Below are 18,902 nucleotides of genomic sequence, written 5' to 3'. Positions count from 1 at the left end.
TTCTCAGCTATACTTCCGAAAATTCGAATTTAAACTTGCGAAACCACTCGAGGTAATAATGGCGGCAACAAAACCCGCATTGGGAGCCAGCAATTATCGACTCTTTAAAGACCGAGCTGCACGCTGGGGCGTTAGCCTAGGCGGCGTCATGGTATTGGTCGCGTTATTGCTGATTTTCTTTTATCTATTGTATGTAATAGAACCTATTTTCCGTGGTGTTGAAATCAACCATGAGCGCAGTTTTGAAAGCCCTGCTGGTGTTGAAATCGTTGCCATGGGCGTTGAAGAGCAGTCGGAAATTGGCTACCAGTTTAGCGCTGACGGTGAGTTGGTGTTTTTTGCATTACAGGCCAAACAGGGTACGGATTGGCAGCCCGGAAAGGTCTTATTACGCAAACAGATTACGGCATCAAACCCCACTGCATTTGCGCAAACACAACCGCAGAATAATCGATATGCGTTTGCGGTTGAGGGCGGGGCTGTGCGTTTGGTACAGCCTAAGTTTACGAGTGACTTCCGTAACGGTGAACTCTTTATAAAACCGAAAGTCGGTGAAGTTAACGAAGGAGAGTTGATTCAGGTTGACCCTGAAGGTGTAAATTTAACTAAACTCGCTTATGAATATGACGGTGAATCGATGCTGTTTGCCGCGCAGACTGCTGATGGCCGGGTGATCGTGAACTCAATGAACGCCAAAAAAAGCTTTCTGTCGGGTGTGGTTGAGCTGGAATCAAAGTTTTCCGAATTACCGATAACAGGTGAAATTAGTCAACTTTTAGTTACGCCGGATATGCGCCAAGTACTTGTTCGTCAGAACAATCGTTTCTGGGTGTACGATGTTTCACGTACTGGCGTGATAAAAGAGCGTCAGTTGATTAACATCGATAGCCGCCGGTTTGGTGAAGTGACCAGCATGCAACTATTGGCCGGTGCCAGCTCGGTATTATTCGGCCACGCCAATGGCAAAGTGAGCCAATGGTTCGAAGTTTCTGGTGACGATGGTCGACGTTATCAATTTATTCGTGATTTTCAGGCCGCGGAAACCGCCATTACAGATATTATTGTCGAGTATTACCGACGCACCTTTTATACCATCTCTGAAGCTGGACAGCTCGGCGTATTCCATACTACCTCTGAAGCCGAGTTGTATCGTGGGCAAGCGAACGATGTGGCTGCCGAACAGCTGGTCATAGACCCGCGCGCGAATACCTTGATGTTACTCGGTGAAAGCGCGCAGTTACATGTATTCGAACTCGTGAACGAGCACCCAGAGGTCACCTGGAGTGGCTTATGGCAGGAGGTCTGGTACGAAGGCTACCCTGAGCCCGATTATGTCTGGCAGTCAACCTCTGGGTCTGATGACTTCGAGCCTAAATTTAGCTTGGTACCGATCTCTTTCGGTACTATAAAAGCAGCAGCTTACGCCATGCTGTTCGCGGTACCTATTGGCTTGGCCGCAGCAGTCTATACCGCTTACTTTATGTCAGCTCCTGTGCGTAAAGTGGTGAAACCGACGGTAGAAATAATGGAAGCCCTACCAACGGTTATTCTGGGTTTCTTAGCCGGACTATGGTTAGCTCCCATCGTGGAAAACTATCTGCCGGGTATCATTGCAGTTATTCTGTTGGTTCCCTTGGCGATAATTATCTTTGCATTTTTGACGACGCAATTGCCGCAGCGCTTACGCAATTTTTTTACCGATGGCCGCGCTGCTCTAATCCTACTTCCGTTGGTGCTATTGGTAGGATGGTTTTCATTTGAGATGTCGCCGGTAATAGAAAACTGGCTGTTTGAGGGCAATGTTCGTCGTTACCTGACCAACGAGCTAGGTATTACTTTTGATCAACGAAACTCTTTGGTGGTGGGTATCGCCATGGGCTTCGCGGTGATACCTACGATATTCTCGATTGCCGAAGATGCCGTATTCAGTGTGCCTAAGCACCTTTCCAATGGGTCCTTGGCGTTAGGTGCTACCACCTGGCAAACCTTAACCAAAGTTGTCCTGTTAACTGCGAGTCCCGGTATTTTCTCTGCCGTAATGATGGGGCTTGGGCGTGCTGTAGGTGAAACCATGATTGTATTGATGGCCACCGGGAACACGCCGATTATGGATTGGAATATTTTTGAGGGGATGCGCACCTTATCGGCGAATATTGCCGTTGAAATGCCCGAGTCAGAAGTAGGTAGTTCACACTACCGGATTCTGTTCCTGGCGGCGTTTGTGCTTTTTGTTTTCACTTTCGCGTTTAACACCGTGGCGGAGCTTGTGCGCCAACGGTTACGCGATAAATACAGCTCGATGTAAGCGAGAGGATTTCCATGAAGCAATGGTTTAACTCAGGAAAACCGTGGATTTGGCTAACAGCAGGTTCCGTTAGCATCAGTTTAATCGCTGTTCTCGGGCTGTTGATATTGATTGGCTGGCGCGGCCTGTCATTTTTCTGGCCTGCGCAAATTCACGAAATGGATGTGCGCGCCAATGACGGTTCTATTTCGACCATTATTGGTGAAGTCTACGAGACAGAAACGATTCCAATTGAGCGGTTACAGGAATCAGGGGTGGCCCTCGAAAATTTCAATGAGCCAACACTCGATCGCTGGTTACTTAAGATTGGTAACCGTGAATATGTACCTTTGGACTTTTCCTGGGTGCTGAAACCGCAGATTGTTCGTGATGAAACACCACCTGGTCTGGCAGTATTTGAACGTACTAAAGACGGTAATTTTTACGGTTATGTCGTTGATGTTTTAGAGGATGGCGTTTCCGTAGCCAACGAAGAAAATATTCGGGAAGTACTCCAGCAGCGTATCGATCGCGCAGTGGAGCTGAACGGCCAGGCCAGTGATCTGCAAGACAGCGAGATTGGTGCAATAAATTATCAACTTAATCAGTTGCGTCTGGAACGTCGTAGCCTGGAGTTGGCCGGCAACCTAACTGCCGCTGAAGAGGCTCGTATTGCTGCTGAAGAAGAGCAGCTGAGAGCAGACTACGAAGTGTTGGAAGAGCAGCTCTTCGCATTGCGTGGAAAGGCACAACGTGATCAAGTGCAGGTGCGCGATATGCGCGGTGAAACAGTAACCCTGCCGATGTATCGGATGTTAGCTGTGCATTTCCCCAATGATATGGGATTTTTTGGCAAGCTCGGCCACTTTTTCGTGCAAATCGGCAAGTTCGTGAGTCAGGATCCGCGTGAAGCGAACACCGAAGGTGGCGTGTTCCCGGCAATTTTCGGTACCGTATTCATGGTCTTGTTGATGTCGATTATTGTCACCCCATTTGGTGTTATTGCGGCGATTTACCTGCACGAATATGCCGGCAAAAATGCTATTACACGATTGATTCGTATCGCGGTTATCAATCTGGCAGGGGTGCCGTCGATTGTTTATGGTGTCTTTGGTCTTGGTTTCTTTGTTTACATGGTCGGTGGGTCGTTAGACCAAATCTTCTATCCAGCAGCACTGCCAAGTCCAACGTTTGGTACACCGGGTGTGATGTGGGCGGCGATTACCCTCGCGATTCTGACGCTGCCTGTGGTTATTGTCTCAACCGAGGAAGGCTTGTCCCGCATTCCAAGTACGCTTCGTGAAGGCAGTTTGGCGTTAGGCGCAACCAAAGCGGAAACCTTATGGCGAATCATTATTCCGATGGCGTCACCGGCAATCATGACCGGCTTGATTCTGGCGGTTGCACGTGCGGCAGGTGAAGTGGCACCCTTGATGTTGGTGGGTGTTGTTAAGTCGGCACCGATGTTACCAGTTGATGGGAACTTCCCGTACTTCCATTTGGACCGCAAATTTATGCACTTGGGTTTCCACATTTATGATGTCGGCTTCCAAAGTCCAAATGTCGAAGCAGCGCGGCCGTTGGTCTACGCAACCTCATTTTTACTGGTGACCATCATTGTCGGTCTCAACCTGACTGCAATTGGCGTACGTAACCATTTACGTGAAAAATATCGCTCACTTGAGCATTAATTAACGAAGCAGAAGCGAAAGGTCTTACTATGATTTCGGTAACTCCGACAGATAATCAGGCAGAACGTCTCGATTTGGAAAATTTATCAGCGGAACAAACCGCTATGGAAATTCGCAATTTAAATCTGCACTACGGCGATGCTCAAGCGCTGTATGATATTTCCATGGCGATTCCCAAAAATCGGGTCACCGCGTTTATCGGTCCATCAGGTTGTGGTAAATCCACCTTGTTGCGCTGTATTAACCGCATGAATGACTTGGTTGAGATTTGCCGGATAAACGGCGAGATTCGGCTACATGAAAAGAACATCTACGACAAAGATGTCGATGCAGCAGCATTGCGGCGTAAGGTCGGTATGGTGTTTCAGCGACCGAACCCATTCCCTAAGTCGATTTATGAGAACGTGGTTTATGGCATGCGTCTGCAAGGCGTTAATGATCGTCGCACTCTGGATGAGGTGGTGGAGCGTTCGTTGAAAGGAGCCGCGCTCTGGGAAGAAGTTAAAGATCGTTTGAACGCAAGCGCGTTTAGCTTATCTGGTGGTCAGCAGCAACGTTTAGTTATTGCTCGTGCGATCGCGATTGAGCCAGAGGTGTTGTTGTTGGATGAGCCAACATCGGCACTTGACCCAATTTCGACTCTTACCATTGAAGAGCTCATTACTGAGCTGAAAGAAAAATATACCGTGGTGATTGTTACGCATAACATGCAACAAGCTGCGCGGGTTTCTGATGAAACGGCATTTATGTATATGGGTAAACTGATTGAGTATGCGGACACCAATTCGCTGTTTACCACGCCGACTCAGAAACAAACTGAAGACTATATTACTGGCCGTTACGGCTAACAGGAGTCAGGCATGGACAAGTTTAATATGAGCCGGCATATCTCCGGTAAATTTAATGACGAGCTCGACGCAGTTCGCACCCAGGTCATGAATATGGGCGGCCTGGTTGAGCAACAGTTGCGAGATGCTTTAATTGCGATTGAAAAATCTGATCAAGAATTGGCGCAACAGGTTCTGCAACGTGACCATAAAATCAACGCGCTGGAAGTACAGATTGATGAAGCTTGCGTGCAAATTATCGCCAAGCGGCAACCCGCTGCAAGTGACTTACGGCTGGTTATTGCGATTTTTAAAACCATCGCAGACTTAGAACGTATCGGTGATGAAGCTGAACGCATCGCTCGTGTTGCTTTGGAGAGCTTCAACAACGACCAACAAGAGTTTTTGGTGAGCCTGGAAAACCTAGGACAACAAGTGTTGGCTATGTTGCGCGGTGTCTTGGATGCGTTTGCCCGCATGGATCTTGATAGTGCCTATGAAGTGCATCAAATGGATGAGCAGGCTGACCGTCAGTACGAAGGCCTTACCCGCCAGTTGATGACCTACATGATGGAAGATCCGCGCGGCATTCCTAAAGTAATGAACGTACTCTGGTCGGCGCGTTCACTCGAGCGTATCGGCGACCGTTGCCAAAACATCGCCGAGTACATCATCTTCTTTGTTAAAGGCAAAGACGTACGTCATGTTTCGCCAGAATCGATGGCACGCACCGTGGGCCGCTCAGCGCCAGACACTGAATAACTTTGATTTTTGACGGAAAAGCCGACCTCTGGGGGACACTTCTGGGTCGGCTTTTTTTGTTGTGATAATCAATACTTCCGGAGCCACTGATTTGGCCCGCGTTATTAAAGTTTAAGCTGTGTTGAACGCTGCGGGTTGTCCACTTGCCAATGAGTGAGGTAGGTCAGCAGGATGGTTCAAATGTAACTGATTTTAGTTGCATTTGAAAATGTAACCAAAATCGGCTACATTGTTAAATGTAACTATAATTGGTTACGTCCAAAGGGGTTGGGTAGTTATATGAAAAAGCGATTTATAGCTGTAATTACCGGTGACATCGTTAATTCAACAAATTTGAGTTCTGCTCAGTACGATGAGCTACTGACGCAGCTTAAAAAAGAGCTAAATAGATTAGAAGCAAGCAACAAGGCCACTTGCGACATCTACCGAGGCGACTCATTTCAAATCACTTTTTTTTGTCCCTGGGCAGCGTTAAAGTCAGCTCTATTGATTCGTCTTAAATTAAAATCCAATACTTATAAAGTCGATGCACGTCAGAGTATTGCTATTGGCAGCGTGAAAGCTATAAGAGATGATGTGAAGACCTCCACGGGGGAAGTATTTGTATTGTCAGGCCAGCACCTTGACGAAATGAAATCACAGCGCTTGGTATTTAGCTCAGAGAATAAACTATTGGACCGGCATATTCCTATCGTTGTGAAGTTGCTCGATACGCATCTTAGCTCATTGACGTCTACGCAGTCTGAAGCACTTTACTCTTATTTAATGGATGACTCACAAACGCACGCACAATTAGCAAATAAGCTGAGTAAAAGTCGAGCCAATACGACGAAACTCCTTAACAACAGTGAATACCTTCTTGTTAATGAGTCAATTCACTATTTTGAGACTGTGGTTCGCGAGGAGCTCAACGATGACTGATGATGTTGTGATACTGGTGGTGCTAATTTTGGCTCATGTTATCGGTGACTTCTACCTGCAAACCGGTCGCAGTATAAGACATAAATCCGCTAAAGAGGCAAAGTTAGCAATACTGGCGAATCTTAGACATGGGGCTTCTCATGCCTTATTGGCTTTTACCGTACTTGGCATTACGTTGAGCTTTGAGTTAGCTCTGTTAGGGACGAGTTTAGTCATTGGAACTTCTCATTTCGTGATTGATTTTATTAAATCACGTTTATCTGCGTGCAAAGGTTCGTTATTTTGTTTTGCCGTCGATCAACTTTTACACTTAGTTATTCTGGTTAGTGTTTGGGCATACCTTTTCGATTACTTTGCCTTGATAAATCTCGCTACACTGAGAGAAGCCATCACATTAGAGGTTTTGGGAATCGCACTCGCTTATCTGGTTATTTTAAAGCCGACCTCCATTCTGATTCAGTTCGTGCTCAAGCCTTGGCGCATAGCAGACAGTGCTGATAGCAGCGAGCAGGACTCCGATGATCACTTGGATAAAGCAGGCTCTTTAATTGGTATTTTAGAGAGATTTATTATTTTAACCCTGATTTTAATGAATCAGTTTACTGCTATTGGCTTCGTCATTGCGGCAAAGTCGATTCTACGATTTAAAGAAGAGAGCAGACACGAATATGTGTTGCTCGGCACAATCACCAGCCTCGCCATTGTTTTGATGATAGGTTTAATTGCTCTATCGCTATTGTAGTGAGGGACGCGCGTCCAGTATTCGCTAGTACAAAACGCGTGCGCGGATAGTCCCTTCAATGGCTCGCATAGAGTCGAGCAGGGTGTCGGCAATATCACTCTCGGCCGGCGTGTCGATGTCGATGACCACATAACCAAGGTCGGCATCGGTCTGCAAGTACTGTCCGGAGACGTTGATACTTTGCTCGGCCAGAAGTTGGTTGATGCGGGTCAGCATGCCCGGGCGGTTCTCGTGAATGTGCAATAAGCGCCGTGCGCCATGATGCGTCGGTAACGAAACCTCAGGGAAGTTAACGGCGGAAAGTGTTGAGCCATTATCCGAGTAGTGGGCCAACTTACCGGCCACTTCAACACCAATGTTTTCTTGTGCTTCCTGGGTCGAACCGCCGACATGCGGGGTCAGAATACAGTTATCGAGATGACGTAACGGCGACTCAAAGACTTCGTTGTTACTGCCCGGCTCAACGGGGAACACATCGATGGCAGCACCGGCCAGTTGGCCAGTTCGCAACGCCTCAGCCAGCGCGTCAATGACCACCACAGTGCCGCGCGAAGCGTTGATCAGCAGCGCGCCTTTCTTCATTTTTGCCAGTTGTGGCGCATCAATCATCCACTGAGTTTGTGCCGTTTCAGGTACGTGCAGGGTGACCACATCAGCTTGCTGCAGCAGTTCATCAAGGGAACCTACCGCATGAGCATTACCCAGCGGTAACTTGCTCTCGATGTCGTAAAAACGCACCTGCATACCTAATTGTTCGGCCAAAATACTTAATTGACTACCAATGTGGCCGTAACCGACGATGCCGAGTACTTTGCCGCGCGCTTCATAACTGCCGGCCGCAGATTTGTCCCAACCACCACGATGGGCCGCAGCGTTCTTCTCAGGCACGCGGCGTAACAGCATGATGATTTCCGCAAGTACTAACTCGGCAACGCTGCGGGTATTGGAAAAGGGTGCGTTGAACACCACCACGCCGTGGCGGCGGGCAGCTTGCAGATCGACCTGATTGGTGCCAATACAAAAACAACCGACGCCGATGAGCTTTTCTGCTGCGGCAAACACCCGTTCACTGAGTTCGGTACGCGAGCGGATGCCAACAAAGTGAGCGTCACTTATTTTGCCGCATAACTCATCTTCAGTTAGCGCTGTTTTGATGTACTGAATGTTGTGGTAACCGCGCTGCTTGAGTATGTTAACGGCGCTTTCATGCACCCCTTCAAGCAGTAAAAATTTGATTCTGTCTTTGGCCAGGGAAACTTGGGTCATGCGCTTCACTTCACGGTTTCAATGCCATCGGCACTGGCAACGATGGTAACATCTGCGCCGCGTTGGGCGAACAGGCCATTGGTGACCACGCCGACGATATTATTTAACTGTTGCTCAAGGTGAATCGGGTCGAGAATATCGAAGTTATGCACGTCGAGTATCCAGTTGCCGTTGTCGGTGACAACACCTTCGCGCCAGACCGGATCACCGCCAAGCCTGACGATTTGCCGTCCGACATAAGACCGTGCCATGGGGATAACTTCCACCGGCACCGGGAAATTACCCAGCCGGCCGACTTGTTTCGACTTATCAACAATACAAACAAAGGTTTGCGCTACCGCGGCAATGATCTTTTCGCGGGTCAGTGCTGCACCACCGCCTTTGACCATGCGCATGTGGCTGTCGATTTCATCAGCACCATCGATATACAACGGCAACTCGTTCACTGAGTTGAGATCAACTACGCGGATACCGTGTGATTTCAGCCGTTCAGTTGAAGCGTCAGAGCTGGAAACTGCTGCTTCAATGTCATGTTTCATTTCGGCAAGTAAATCGATGAAAAAGTTTACCGTTGAACCGGTACCCACCCCGATCACTGAGCCGGGCTTGAAGTGCTCTTTAACGTAGTCGAATGCTGCTTGTGCCGCTTGCTGTTTGAGTTGATCTTGAGAGGTTGCCATGCCTGCGTCCTGAATCAGTGGGCTATGGTTTTTGAGTATACAGTTTTAGTTACGAAAGTCCCATAGTTTCGCCGGTGTGATGACCCGTGGTAGTGGCACATCCCAGGCGGCATGAGGTAGCCGTTCGACCTGTTGGCAATCATAGGCTAAGCCAATGGGTTGCAAGTGCGGTAACTGGCCTGCATACCAGGCAGCGAGCGTCCGATCATAAAAACCACCGCCCATACCCAGACGATTACCCTGCCGATCGAAACCGACCAAAGGCACGAGCAGTACTTGCAGTTGCGCGAGGGGCAGAATGTCGGCACAGGCCAAGGCCGGTTCTGGAATGCCATAACTGTTAGTATGCCAAATGGTTGTCTCACGAATGCGCAGAAAGAGCAGATGATTGGGTGTGACTGGATGCAATACAGGCAGTGCTAATTGGTGCCCCTGTGTTTGCAAAGCGGCATTTAGTTGCGCGGTCGGTAACTCGGCCCGCACACTATGATAACTGCCAAGGTTGCAGGCTTGCGTGAGTTCAGGTAACTGCTGCAGGTGGGCCAGCACTTGCACAGCAGCATCTTCGCGTTGCTGTGCCGTGAGGGCTTGACGCTGCGCGAGCAGTGATTTTCGCAATTGCTGTCGGTTCATGTGGCTGCTATTCTGACCTAACGTTATAACGCATATTTTTGTATGTTTTTTCAATTCAATAAGGCGCTTTATATCATGATTAAACGGCTACTGACTATGGTCATGCTCAGCATGGCGTTGAGCACCCAAGTATTTGCGGCTCCGCCCAAGGCTCCACCGCGTGGTGATCAAGGGGAAGGACCTTATCAACGTCTGATTTTACGTGGCGTGACGGTCATTAATGGCGAAGGCGCACCGCCGCAAGGGCCGGTGGATATCGTGATTGAGAACGATCGTATTGCTAACATCGTCAGTGTCGGTAACCCTGGTGTTCCGATTTTACCTGACAACCGTCCACAACTGCGCGAAGGCGATAAAGAAATGGATTTAACCGGGCACTATGTACTGCCGGGTTTTATTGATATGCATGGTCACATCGGTGGCTCAGCTGAAGGCATTCCGGCTGAGTACGTATTTAAGCTATGGCTGGCACACGGCATCACCACCGTGCGTGAGCCTGGCAGCTTTAATGGTTTGGACTGGACGTTGTGGCACCAGGAACAAGCGGCTGAAAATAAAATTGTTTCCCCACGAATTATTCCCTATTTAGGTTTTGGCATGAATGCCGATGAACCGATATTCAATGCGGAGCAGGCACGTGGGTGGGTGCGCGCAACAAAGCGCGAAGGCGCAGCTGGCATTAAATTTTTTGGCGCGCGCCCCGAAATCATTGCCGCAGCTTTAGATGAAGCCGACAAGCAGGGCTTAGGCACCATGATGCACCATGCTCAGCTCAATGTAGTGCGGACCAACGTCGTTGATTCAGCCCGCATGGGTCTCGATAGTATGGAACATTGGTACGGTTTGCCCGAAGCTATGTTTACTGAGCAGGTAATTCAGGATTACCCTGCTGACTACAATTACAACAACGAACAAGATCGTTTTGCCGAAGCGGGGCGGTTGTGGCAACAAGCTGCTGAGCCAGGCAGTGATAAATGGAATGAAGTGCGTGATGAGCTAATCGCGTTAGATTTCACGATCAATCCGACTTTAACAATTTACGAAGCCAGCCGCGACTTAATGCGCGAGCGACAAGCCATTTGGCACGATGATTACACCTTGCCGCAACTGTGGGATTTCTTTGAACCAAGTCGTTATGCCCATGGATCGTATTGGTTCGACTGGACCACGGACGAAGAAGTGGCCTGGCGCAAAAATTATCAGAAGTGGATGGCGTTCCTGAATGATTTTAAAAACCACGGTGGGCGCATTACCACAGGCTCTGACGCCGGCTACATCTACAAGATTTATGGCTTTGGTTTAATTCGCGAGTTTGAACTGCTGCGTGAAGCTGGATTCAATGCCTTGGAAGTGATTCAGGCAGCAACGTTAAATGGCGCTGAAGCTTTAGGTTTAGAACATGAAATTGGCAGTGTGGTACCGGGTAAAAAAGCTGATTTAGTGATTGTCGCGGAAAACCCATTAGCCAACTTCAAAGTACTTTATGGTACAGGTCACTTTAAACTCGACGAGAATAACCAGCCGATGCGGACCGAAGGCGTTCGTTATACCATTAAAGACGGTATTGTTTACGATGCGCAGCAACTGTTAGACGATGTCAGTAAAATTGTCGAAAAGGCCAAACAAGAGTAATCATCGTCATAAAAAAAGGGGTGACCACCCAGAATGCCGCTGCGTGCCTTGGCCCTTGAACCCACTGGTTCAAGGCGGGGCGCAAATACGCGACCGCAGGCTTCTCGATACAGGTCGAGCTTGCACAATAGCCGGTCAGTGAGCCCCTTTACTGATGACATCGGCTCAGGGACATTAGCGTGCTGGCGAACATTCCAGGCGATCATAACTGTTGACTGTTGAACTTACTTACGCCCTGGACGTTGTTCCGTAGCTACCTGCTCCAGGGTTTCTTGTAGTAACTTAATTTTTTCTTCCAGTTCTTGGATACGTTGCCGTTGCGAGAGTTCAAGTTGCGCACTCTCGTGACACAAGTTTAATGCGGCCATCACCGCGATTTGTTCCGGATGACTTAACCGTGTCACTTGTTTGATGTGCTCAAGCTTTTGATTCAATTGATCTGCCGCTTGCTGCAATGCAACCTCTTGTCCTTCTGGACAATTCACTTTGTAGTGACGTTCCATCAAATTGATGTCCATGGTGCGTTGACTCATGACCAAGGTTCCTTGCTGGTTGATATCGCATATGCGCACATTATGCCATGCCTTGAGGGGCTTTGTCAGCTAGCCTCTACCGATGCACAGTGGTAGGATGCAGGTTATCAAAAAGCAAGAGATAGACCTGCATGACTGATTCAACTTCTGATCAACCGGCGGAACTGGAGACGAGTTCTCAAGCCTACGACCGCCTGACTGAATTCTTCGAACGCCATGGCCTGTTGTCCAGCGCCGCTGAAATCCACGGGCTACTGACCGGCATGGTGGCTGGCGGTGCCAGCGTCGATGGCGACGAGTGGTTACTGTTATTGAGCGATCTCATTAATGAAGGGCAATCTTTCCCGCCAGAAGTACGCGAGCAGGTGAGCCTGATGGCTGCTGATTTATGCGCCAGTCTGCGCGACCCTGACTTGGGCTTCCAGCTATTATTGCCAGGTGATCACGAGCCGTTACATGAGCGCTTACAAGGGCTCACCGCGTGGGTGCAATCCTTTTTAGTGGGCTTCGGAGTTAATCAAACCAATCTGGCTGGGCTGTCGGCCGACCTGCGTGAGGCTATTGACGACATGGTCGAGATCGCGAAACTGGATATTGCCATAGATGACGACGAAGAAGCTGAGCGTGCGTACTTTGAAATCATGGAATATTTACGGATCTCGTCAATGCTTTGCTTTAACGAACTGGGTCAGCATGGTGGCGGTGGCTGCAAAACCAACAAGACGTTGCACTAACTAATGACTGTGATGCTTACCAAAGATGAATTTGCACAACGCCGGGCGCGCTTGTTAAAACGCCTGGCCGATCAACCGCACTCAGCGGTGGCGATTATTCCGGGCGCGCAACTGGCAACCCGTAGTAGAGATACCGAATTCCCCTTTCGCCAAGATAGTGACTTTTTGTATTTAACCGGTTTTAACGAACCCGATGCAGTGTTGGTGTTGGCGCCAGAAAGTGAGATGCCGGTGCAATTGTATTGTCAGCCATCGGATCCCCATGAGGAAGTGTGGCATGGCCGTCGACTTGGCGTGGCGCTAGCCGTAGCCGAATTAGGGGTTGATGTGGCGCATGCGATTGATGATCTGGATGACCACCTGCTGCCGCTGCTTGATGGCGTACATACGGTGATGATCGATCACAGCAAAGCAGAGTGGTTGGCGCACGTGCAAGATTTGAGTGATAGCCTTCGACAAAGCAGGAAAAAAGGCCAGCAAGCGCCGCGAGCTTATGTTGATATCGCGCCTTGGTTGCATGAATGGCGGTTACAGAAGTCAGCGGCTGAGCTCGAGGTGATGCGAGAGGCTGCGCGTATCACGGTCGGTGCCCATAAACGCGCCATGCGTTTTGCCGCTCCTGGTCGTTACGAGTATCAGGTTGCTGCCGAGCTGCATCATGAATTTGCCGTTAACGGTGCGAGCGCGCCCGCCTATGGCACCATTTGTGGTGGCGGCGAGAATGCTTGTATTTTGCATTACACGGAAAACCACTCGCAGTTGTGCGATGGCGATTTGTTACTGATTGATGCTGGTGCAGAGTTCCAGGGTTATGCCGCTGATATAACACGGACTTTTCCAGTAAATGGTAAGTTCAGTGAAACCCAACGGCAACTTTATGAAGTTGTTTTACGCGCACAGGAAGCTGCATTTGCAACCCTCAAACCTGGCAGTCATTTACAGCGTGCGCATAAAGCTGCCGCGAAAGAGATCACCAAAGGCCTGATTGAGCTAGGGATTTTGCAGGGCGATGTTAATGAGCATGTTGATCAGGCCAGTCATCGCCGATTTTTCATTCATGGCTTAGGTCATTGGCTTGGTCTGGATGTCCACGATGTCGGGGACTATCAACAGGACGACAAGCGTACCCTGTTTAAACCCGGCATGGTGCTTACCGTAGAACCCGGTATCTATATTCCAGCAGACGCCAAAGATGTTGAAGCAAAATGGCGCGGCATAGGTATTCGTATCGAAGACGACGTGATTATTACCGAAGCGGGTTACGAGAATATGACCGCAGCTGTGCCCAAAACTGTAGCAGAGATTGAAGCGTGGATGCAGACAAACTAACTTCGATTATTATTGCCGGTGGTGGGCTGGTGGGCTCACTTACCGCGCTATTGCTGGCGCGGCGGCGGCCCGATCTGAGCATCGTTATTGTTGAGCCTAATGCAGCAGGGCCGGTCCCCGATAAACGTACCATTGCACTGGCAGCAGCAACGGTAGAGTTGTTGCAGCAGCAAGGAATTTGGTCGTCCTTGGCGGCAGCAAGTGAAGCGATCAAGCACATTCATGTGAGTGACCGCGGTTATCTGGGCGTGACCCGTTTACACGCGGAAGATGAAGGCGTCGCAGCACTTGGCCAGGTGGTGCCCGCCGCAACTTTAAATCGTGCACTTTACCAGCAACTGGGCGAGTTACCGAATGTTACCTGGCGTGCTGGCACGCGCGTTGTTGCTATCGAACAACAGATTGCAAGCGCTGCGGTCACCTTAGCTTCGATGGCGGAAACGGCAGCGGAAACCGAACAACTGAACTGTCAGTTGTTGATTGGGGCCGACGGCCAACGCTCGTTTGTCCGCGAAGCACTGGGTATCGGCATGCAGGTCACTGACTATAAGCAAGTCGGCATTATCGCGACCTTGCAGCTGGCAGAGCCACTCGCGGGCTGGGCCTACGAACGCTTTACCGACACCGGGCCGTTAGCGCTATTACCGCTGCCGAACCAGCAAGCTTCATTGGTATGGTCGGTGGCGGAAAGCGATGCCTCTGCTACCTTGGCCTTAACCGACGAACAATTTTTGTCCGCGCTACAAGCCGCCTTTGGTTACCGGGCCGGGCGTTTTGTCGGCATCGGCGAACGGTTGCAATTCCCGTTGCAACTGCATCTTGCCGAGCGCAGTTTTGCCCATCGCGCGGTCATTATTGGCAATGCATCACACACGCTGCATCCTATCGCCGGACAAGGTTTTAACCTTGGTGTCCGCGATGCCATCTCACTTAGCGATCAGCTGGCGCGGGCGGACGATCCAGGTGCTTATGCGACGCTGGCGGATTATTGGCAACAGCGCAAAGACGACTACCAACAGATCATCGGACTGACGGATCTGCTGGTGCGTGGTTTTTCCAATCACCACTGGCCAATGACTCAACTACGCAACCTGGCATTGCTGGGACTTGATGCTGTGCCGCCGCTGCGCAATCGTTTTGCGCGACAAACCATGGGGCTGACTTATTTGGCTAAGCCCTTGGCTAACGGAGAACGCACATGAGTCAGCATTTTATTGTTGTCGGCGGCGGTATGATCGGTTTAGCCAGCGCGCTGGGATTACGCCAGCAAGGCCACCGTGTGACTTTACTCGAGCGAGGCGCAGTACCGAGCTACGGCGATGAAACCGAACTACGGGTTAGTGCGATCGCCCATCATAGTCGCGCGTTGTTAAGTGAGTTAGGTGTCTGGCAGAAATTACCTGTTGCGCGGCTCGGGCCCTACACCGCCATGGAAGTCTGGGATCACGATAGTTTCGGCCGCATCGCTTTTGCCGCCAACGAAGTGAACCAGACGGATCTGGGCGCGATTATCGAAAACCGCGTGCTGGAAACCCACCTCTGGCAAGCCGCCGCAGACGGGGGGGTAGAATTGCTCGCTCAAACCGCAGTGCAAAGCCATAAAGTCAACGCCGATGAAGTTTGGGTCGAAGCCGGCGGCCAACGCATCCGGGGTGATTATTTGCTGGCGGCGGATGGAGTTAAATCCCCGCTGCGGCAAGCTGCAGGCTTACCCCTGACCTTTTGGGATTATCAACAGCAAGGCTGTGTGGCGGTAATTCGCTGCAGCCAACCCCATAACGGCTGCGCACGGCAGGTATTTTTATCTTCTGGCCCAGTGGCCTGGTTGCCTTTAGCTGACCCCCACCAGGTTTCGCTGGTTTGGTCAGCTGACATGGATTATGCGCAACAGTTGCAACAACTGGACGACAGTGAGTTTATCAAACAACTGCAGGCAGTGAGTGATCAGTGTTTAGGCCAGTTCGAGCTGGCTTCGGCCCGGGCTTATTTCCCACTGCGCATGCAGTACGCGCAGCGGTGGCTGCAACAACGGTTAATACTTATCGGTGATGCGGCACACAGTATTCATCCACTAGCCGGGCAGGGCGCAAATTTAGGCTTTGGCGATGTGCATGACTTGTTAGCAGTGACCGCAAACGAGTTTGGTAGAGCTGACCTGCGGCATTGGGAGCGCCAACGTAAAGTCGCTACGGTACAGATGATTGCCACTATGGAAAGTTTTAAGCGCGGCTTTGGCAATGCATGGCCGCTAGCGAAGCTGCTGCGCGGCGTCGGCTTGCGGTTGGCCGATCGGGTAGCACCGTTAAAACGCGCGCTGATTAAATCCGCTCTAGGATAAATTGCCCGAGTTGCTGTGCCGCGGAGTTTTCTGCGGCACGGGTAGATAACATCACACCCACATCACCTAAATCTGGTAACACCACGTTATCAGCAACGCGTTGCAGACGCTCCAAATGCGCCGGCACAGTACTCTGTGCTAAAACAGTAATGCCCAAACCACTCTCAATCGCCGCTGTTAAGCCACTAAAGTCGGTGTTGGTGTAAGTGATACGCGAAGCGATACCAGCCTGACGCAACGCGCGTAATGCGCGGCGGCGATAGATGCAGCCGTCGGGAGCGAGTACCAGCGGTAACGGCGAGGGCAGCAAGTGGCTGTCCTGATTGCCGACCCAAACCAAAGGTTCTTGTCGTAACTCCAACCACTGCACCGGATTGACCAGCTGCGCAGCATCTTTCCCGCCGTGCTCCGTAAGCGCAATAATCACATCAAAATCATCGGCTTTACCAATCAGTTGTTTACTCAGCGCAGAGGTGACTTCAAGGGCGACGTTGGGGTATCCCTGAGCGAACTGACCCAGCACTTGGGGTAGTAATTTACTGGCAAACTCACTGGTGATACCTAAACGCACCCGGCCGCTTAGTTCGGGTTCGGTTAAGCGTGCAATAATTTGGTCATTGAGATTCAACATCGCGCGCGCGGCGTCCATCAATTCTGCGCCTGCTGGAGTCAGTTGAATGCGACCACCGGTGCGAGCATAGAGCCGCACACCTAGCATGTCTTCAAGTCGTTGTAGCTGCAAACTGATAGCCGGTTGTGAACGGCCGAGTTGTTGCCCTGCCGCGGTAAAGCTTTGCAATTCGTAGACGCTAATAAAGGCGCGTAAGCTATCTAAGGGTAACTGCTGCATGAATTCACCTGAATTATTAACAAATACAATAGTAATTTAAATGGTATAAGCAACAGTTATAATAGCATAAGGAATATTAATTTGTTGCGAGCGCCGATGAGTTTTATAATTGCGCCACTTTAAGCAAAACAACAGGACGACGACGCCATGGCAAATCGTACCCCTTTATATGACGCGCACGTAGAAGCTGGCGCTAAGCTAGTCGATTTTCACGGCTGGGAAATGCCGCTGAGTTATGGTTCGCAAATTGAAGAACATAATGCGGTGCGCCAGGATTCAGGCGTGTTCGATGTGTCCCACATGACCATCGTTGATGTGCTTGGCCGCGAAGCTAAAGCATTCTTGCGCTATATGTTGGCGAACGATGTGGCGAAACTATCGCTGCCAGGTAAAGCTCAGTACAACAGTATGTTGAATGAGAATGGCGGCGTCATCGACGATCTTATCGTTTACTATTTTACCGATGAATCGTATCGCTTAGTGGTTAACTCAGCGACGCGGGAGCGTGATCTAGGTTGGATCGGAAGTGTGGCGAAAGATTTTGATGTGAAAATTGCTGAGCAACCGCAGTTCGCGATGATCGCATTACAAGGCCCGAAAGCTGCAGAAAAACTTAAATTGGTATTGGGCGAAGACGCTTTTAGTAAAATTGATGGTATGAAGCCATTTATGTCCGCGCAAGTGGGTGACTTGTTCATAGCGACAACTGGTTATACCGGTGAAGCTGGCTATGAAATCGTGTTGCCAAGTCATGTTGCCGAGCAAGTATGGGATGACTTATTGAATGTGGGTGTGCAACCCTGTGGCCTGGGCGCGCGTGATACCTTGCGGTTAGAAGCTGGTATGAACCTGTATGGTCAGGATATGGATGAGAATACCACACCATTGGAAGCCAACATGGGCTGGAGCGTGGCGTTTGCGCCGGAAGACCGTAATTTTATTGGTCGTAATGCGCTGGAAAAACAAAAAGCCGAAGGCCATAACAAACTTGTAGGTCTGGTAATGCGTGAAAAAGGCGTGCTGCGCAACGGCCAAAAAGTCGTGGTTGACGGCGGCGAGGGTGTGATTACCTCGGGCAGCTTTTCACCTACCCTTGGCTTTTCAATTGCCATGGCGCGTGTGCCTTCATCAGTTGGTGAAACCGCAGAAGTGGAAATGCGCAAAAAATTCGTTACAGTTAGCGTGGTAAAACCCAGCTTCGTCCGCAACGGCAAAAGCCTTGTTTAAGCACGTTAAACAGAACAATTAACCCGAGGATCAGAACATGAGCTCAATCCCAAAAGAATTAAAGTATGCAGCAACTCACGAATGGGTTCGCAACGACGGCGACGGTATGTTCACTGTCGGTATCAGTGACCATGCGCAAGACCTGTTAGGCGACATGGTATTTGTCGAATTGCCAGAGGTTGGCGCCACCGTTGCCGCAGGCGATGACGTTGCGGTAGCTGAATCAGTAAAGGCTGCATCAGACATCTATGCACCTATCGCCGGTGAAATCACCGCAGTTAACGAAGACCTCGAAGATGCCCCAGAAACAGTCAACAGTGATCCTTATGGTGATGGTTGGTTGTTTAAGATTAAGGCTGAAGACCCAAGTGAAGTTGAAAGTTTGCTTGATGCAGAAGGTTATCAAGCGGTTATCGACGAAGACTAATTAGGCAATGGAATGCACAAACCCCG

General features: G+C 50.0%; 18 protein-coding genes and 1 other RNA gene. 13 read left to right on the top strand and 6 right to left on the bottom strand.

The features are described 5' to 3' along the window. Positions 1-58: 58 nt before the first annotated feature. The 6 genes from ACQ5ES_RS07735 to ACQ5ES_RS07710 all read left to right on the top strand — a co-directional run bounded on the left by ACQ5ES_RS07735 (position 59) and on the right by ACQ5ES_RS07710 (position 7,227). Positions 59-2,305: an ABC transporter permease subunit gene (locus ACQ5ES_RS07735; RefSeq protein WP_445015530.1), complete on the top strand. Its 2,247-nt coding sequence runs from the start codon at positions 59-61 to the stop codon at positions 2,303-2,305. A 14-nt stretch (positions 2,306-2,319) separates the two neighbouring features. Continuing rightward, positions 2,320-3,975 carry a phosphate ABC transporter permease PstA gene (pstA, locus tag ACQ5ES_RS07730; protein ID WP_445015528.1) on the top strand — a complete coding sequence of 552 codons (1,656 nt, stop codon included), beginning with the start codon at positions 2,320-2,322 and terminating at the stop codon, positions 3,973-3,975. Positions 3,976-4,004: 29 nt separating this feature from the next. After that, the gene (pstB, locus tag ACQ5ES_RS07725) at positions 4,005-4,823 is read left to right on the top strand and encodes a phosphate ABC transporter ATP-binding protein PstB (protein ID WP_445015526.1); all 819 of its coding nucleotides are present in this window, start codon (positions 4,005-4,007) and stop codon (positions 4,821-4,823) included. A 12-nt stretch (positions 4,824-4,835) separates the two neighbouring features. Then, positions 4,836-5,564 carry a phosphate signaling complex protein PhoU gene (gene phoU, locus ACQ5ES_RS07720; RefSeq protein WP_445015524.1) on the top strand — a complete coding sequence of 243 codons (729 nt, stop codon included), beginning with the start codon at positions 4,836-4,838 and terminating at the stop codon, positions 5,562-5,564. Positions 5,565-5,843: 279 nt separating this feature from the next. Beyond that, on the top strand, positions 5,844-6,485 hold the full coding sequence (locus ACQ5ES_RS07715) for a SatD family protein (RefSeq protein WP_445015522.1): 642 nt from the start codon (positions 5,844-5,846) through the stop codon (positions 6,483-6,485). Beyond that, positions 6,478-7,227, top strand: coding sequence for a DUF3307 domain-containing protein (locus ACQ5ES_RS07710; protein WP_445015520.1), 750 nt, complete (start codon positions 6,478-6,480; stop codon positions 7,225-7,227). Before ACQ5ES_RS07715 ends, ACQ5ES_RS07710 begins: the two co-directional genes overlap by 8 nt. 24 nt (positions 7,228-7,251) lie before the next feature. Here the strand turns inward: ACQ5ES_RS07710 and serA are convergent, their stop codons facing one another. From serA to ACQ5ES_RS07695, 3 genes are read right to left on the bottom strand one after another with little or no spacing between them, the layout of a single operon-like run. Beyond that, on the bottom strand, positions 7,252-8,493 hold the full coding sequence (serA, locus tag ACQ5ES_RS07705; protein WP_445015518.1) for a phosphoglycerate dehydrogenase: 1,242 nt from the start codon (positions 8,491-8,493) through the stop codon (positions 7,252-7,254). 5 nt (positions 8,494-8,498) lie between these two features. Then, positions 8,499-9,173, bottom strand: a complete 675-nt coding sequence (gene rpiA / locus ACQ5ES_RS07700; protein ID WP_445015516.1) for a ribose-5-phosphate isomerase RpiA — start codon at positions 9,171-9,173, stop codon at positions 8,499-8,501. 45 nt (positions 9,174-9,218) lie between these two features. After that, positions 9,219-9,806: a 5-formyltetrahydrofolate cyclo-ligase gene (locus ACQ5ES_RS07695; RefSeq protein WP_445015514.1), complete on the bottom strand. Its 588-nt coding sequence runs from the start codon at positions 9,804-9,806 to the stop codon at positions 9,219-9,221. A 75-nt stretch (positions 9,807-9,881) separates the two neighbouring features. Between ACQ5ES_RS07695 and ACQ5ES_RS07690 the strand changes: the two genes are divergently transcribed. After that, complete coding sequence (locus ACQ5ES_RS07690) at positions 9,882-11,438, top strand: amidohydrolase family protein (protein WP_445015512.1); 1,557 nt, start codon at positions 9,882-9,884, stop codon at positions 11,436-11,438. Between the two features lie 21 nt (positions 11,439-11,459). On the opposite strand, the gene ssrS is transcribed toward ACQ5ES_RS07690, so the two are convergent. Continuing rightward, positions 11,460-11,642, bottom strand: a non-coding RNA gene (ssrS, locus tag ACQ5ES_RS07685) — 6S RNA. 20 nt (positions 11,643-11,662) lie between these two features. Beyond that, on the bottom strand, positions 11,663-11,971 hold the full coding sequence (locus ACQ5ES_RS07680; RefSeq protein WP_445015510.1) for a cell division protein ZapA: 309 nt from the start codon (positions 11,969-11,971) through the stop codon (positions 11,663-11,665). A 131-nt stretch (positions 11,972-12,102) separates the two neighbouring features. On the opposite strand from ACQ5ES_RS07680, the gene ACQ5ES_RS07675 reads away from it, so the two are divergent. The 4 genes from ACQ5ES_RS07675 to ACQ5ES_RS07660 are packed head-to-tail and all read left to right on the top strand — an operon-like array spanning position 12,103 to position 16,372. Beyond that, the gene (locus ACQ5ES_RS07675) at positions 12,103-12,705 is read left to right on the top strand and encodes a UPF0149 family protein (RefSeq protein ID WP_445015508.1); all 603 of its coding nucleotides are present in this window, start codon (positions 12,103-12,105) and stop codon (positions 12,703-12,705) included. 12 nt (positions 12,706-12,717) lie between these two features. Then, a complete protein-coding gene (gene pepP / locus ACQ5ES_RS07670; protein ID WP_445015818.1) occupies positions 12,718-14,034 on the top strand; it encodes a Xaa-Pro aminopeptidase in 1,317 nt (438 codons plus the stop codon). Then, positions 14,016-15,236, top strand: coding sequence for a 2-octaprenyl-6-methoxyphenyl hydroxylase (ubiH, locus tag ACQ5ES_RS07665; RefSeq protein WP_445015506.1), 1,221 nt, complete (start codon positions 14,016-14,018; stop codon positions 15,234-15,236). Before pepP ends, ubiH begins: the two co-directional genes overlap by 19 nt. After that, positions 15,233-16,372 carry an FAD-dependent oxidoreductase gene (locus ACQ5ES_RS07660; protein ID WP_445015504.1) on the top strand — a complete coding sequence of 380 codons (1,140 nt, stop codon included), beginning with the start codon at positions 15,233-15,235 and terminating at the stop codon, positions 16,370-16,372. The genes ubiH and ACQ5ES_RS07660 overlap by 4 nt, the downstream gene beginning before the upstream one ends. Here ACQ5ES_RS07660 and ACQ5ES_RS07655 read toward each other — a convergent pair. Then, positions 16,353-17,222, bottom strand: coding sequence for a LysR family transcriptional regulator (locus ACQ5ES_RS07655; RefSeq protein ID WP_445015502.1), 870 nt, complete (start codon positions 17,220-17,222; stop codon positions 16,353-16,355). The two genes, ACQ5ES_RS07660 and ACQ5ES_RS07655, sit on opposite strands and share 20 nt — an antisense overlap. A 147-nt stretch (positions 17,223-17,369) precedes the next feature. On the opposite strand from ACQ5ES_RS07655, the gene gcvT reads away from it, so the two are divergent. After that, positions 17,370-18,449: a glycine cleavage system aminomethyltransferase GcvT gene (gene gcvT, locus ACQ5ES_RS07650; protein WP_445015500.1), complete on the top strand. Its 1,080-nt coding sequence runs from the start codon at positions 17,370-17,372 to the stop codon at positions 18,447-18,449. Between the two features lie 37 nt (positions 18,450-18,486). Beyond that, positions 18,487-18,876, top strand: a complete 390-nt coding sequence (gene gcvH / locus ACQ5ES_RS07645; protein WP_445015498.1) for a glycine cleavage system protein GcvH — start codon at positions 18,487-18,489, stop codon at positions 18,874-18,876. Positions 18,877-18,902 lie beyond the last annotated feature (26 nt).

It is taken from the genome of Pseudidiomarina xizangensis, from assembly GCF_052541995.1.
The sequence above is the reverse complement of the archived record's forward strand: the minus strand, read 5'-3'. Positions and strand labels throughout refer to the sequence as shown.

Bases quoted from the DNA above. Each gene is read 5' to 3' on its own strand.
- ACQ5ES_RS07735 (WP_445015530.1), top strand. From the start codon at position 59: ATGGCGGCAACAAAACCCGCATTGGGAGCCAGCAATTATCGACTCTTT.
- pstA (WP_445015528.1), top strand. From the start codon at position 2,320: ATGAAGCAATGGTTTAACTCAGGAAAACCGTGGATTTGGCTAACAGCA.
- pstB (WP_445015526.1), top strand. From the start codon at position 4,005: ATGATTTCGGTAACTCCGACAGATAATCAGGCAGAACGTCTCGATTTG.
- phoU (WP_445015524.1), top strand. From the start codon at position 4,836: ATGGACAAGTTTAATATGAGCCGGCATATCTCCGGTAAATTTAATGAC.
- ACQ5ES_RS07715 (WP_445015522.1), top strand. From the start codon at position 5,844: ATGAAAAAGCGATTTATAGCTGTAATTACCGGTGACATCGTTAATTCA.
- ACQ5ES_RS07710 (WP_445015520.1), top strand. From the start codon at position 6,478: ATGACTGATGATGTTGTGATACTGGTGGTGCTAATTTTGGCTCATGTT.
- serA (WP_445015518.1), bottom strand. From the start codon at position 8,493: ATGACCCAAGTTTCCCTGGCCAAAGACAGAATCAAATTTTTACTGCTT.
- rpiA (WP_445015516.1), bottom strand. From the start codon at position 9,173: ATGGCAACCTCTCAAGATCAACTCAAACAGCAAGCGGCACAAGCAGCA.
- ACQ5ES_RS07695 (WP_445015514.1), bottom strand. From the start codon at position 9,806: ATGAACCGACAGCAATTGCGAAAATCACTGCTCGCGCAGCGTCAAGCC.
- ACQ5ES_RS07690 (WP_445015512.1), top strand. From the start codon at position 9,882: ATGATTAAACGGCTACTGACTATGGTCATGCTCAGCATGGCGTTGAGC.
- ACQ5ES_RS07680 (WP_445015510.1), bottom strand. From the start codon at position 11,971: ATGAGTCAACGCACCATGGACATCAATTTGATGGAACGTCACTACAAA.
- ACQ5ES_RS07675 (WP_445015508.1), top strand. From the start codon at position 12,103: ATGACTGATTCAACTTCTGATCAACCGGCGGAACTGGAGACGAGTTCT.
- pepP (WP_445015818.1), top strand. From the start codon at position 12,718: ATGCTTACCAAAGATGAATTTGCACAACGCCGGGCGCGCTTGTTAAAA.
- ACQ5ES_RS07660 (WP_445015504.1), top strand. From the start codon at position 15,233: ATGAGTCAGCATTTTATTGTTGTCGGCGGCGGTATGATCGGTTTAGCC.
- ACQ5ES_RS07655 (WP_445015502.1), bottom strand. From the start codon at position 17,222: ATGCAGCAGTTACCCTTAGATAGCTTACGCGCCTTTATTAGCGTCTAC.
- gcvT (WP_445015500.1), top strand. From the start codon at position 17,370: ATGGCAAATCGTACCCCTTTATATGACGCGCACGTAGAAGCTGGCGCT.
- gcvH (WP_445015498.1), top strand. From the start codon at position 18,487: ATGAGCTCAATCCCAAAAGAATTAAAGTATGCAGCAACTCACGAATGG.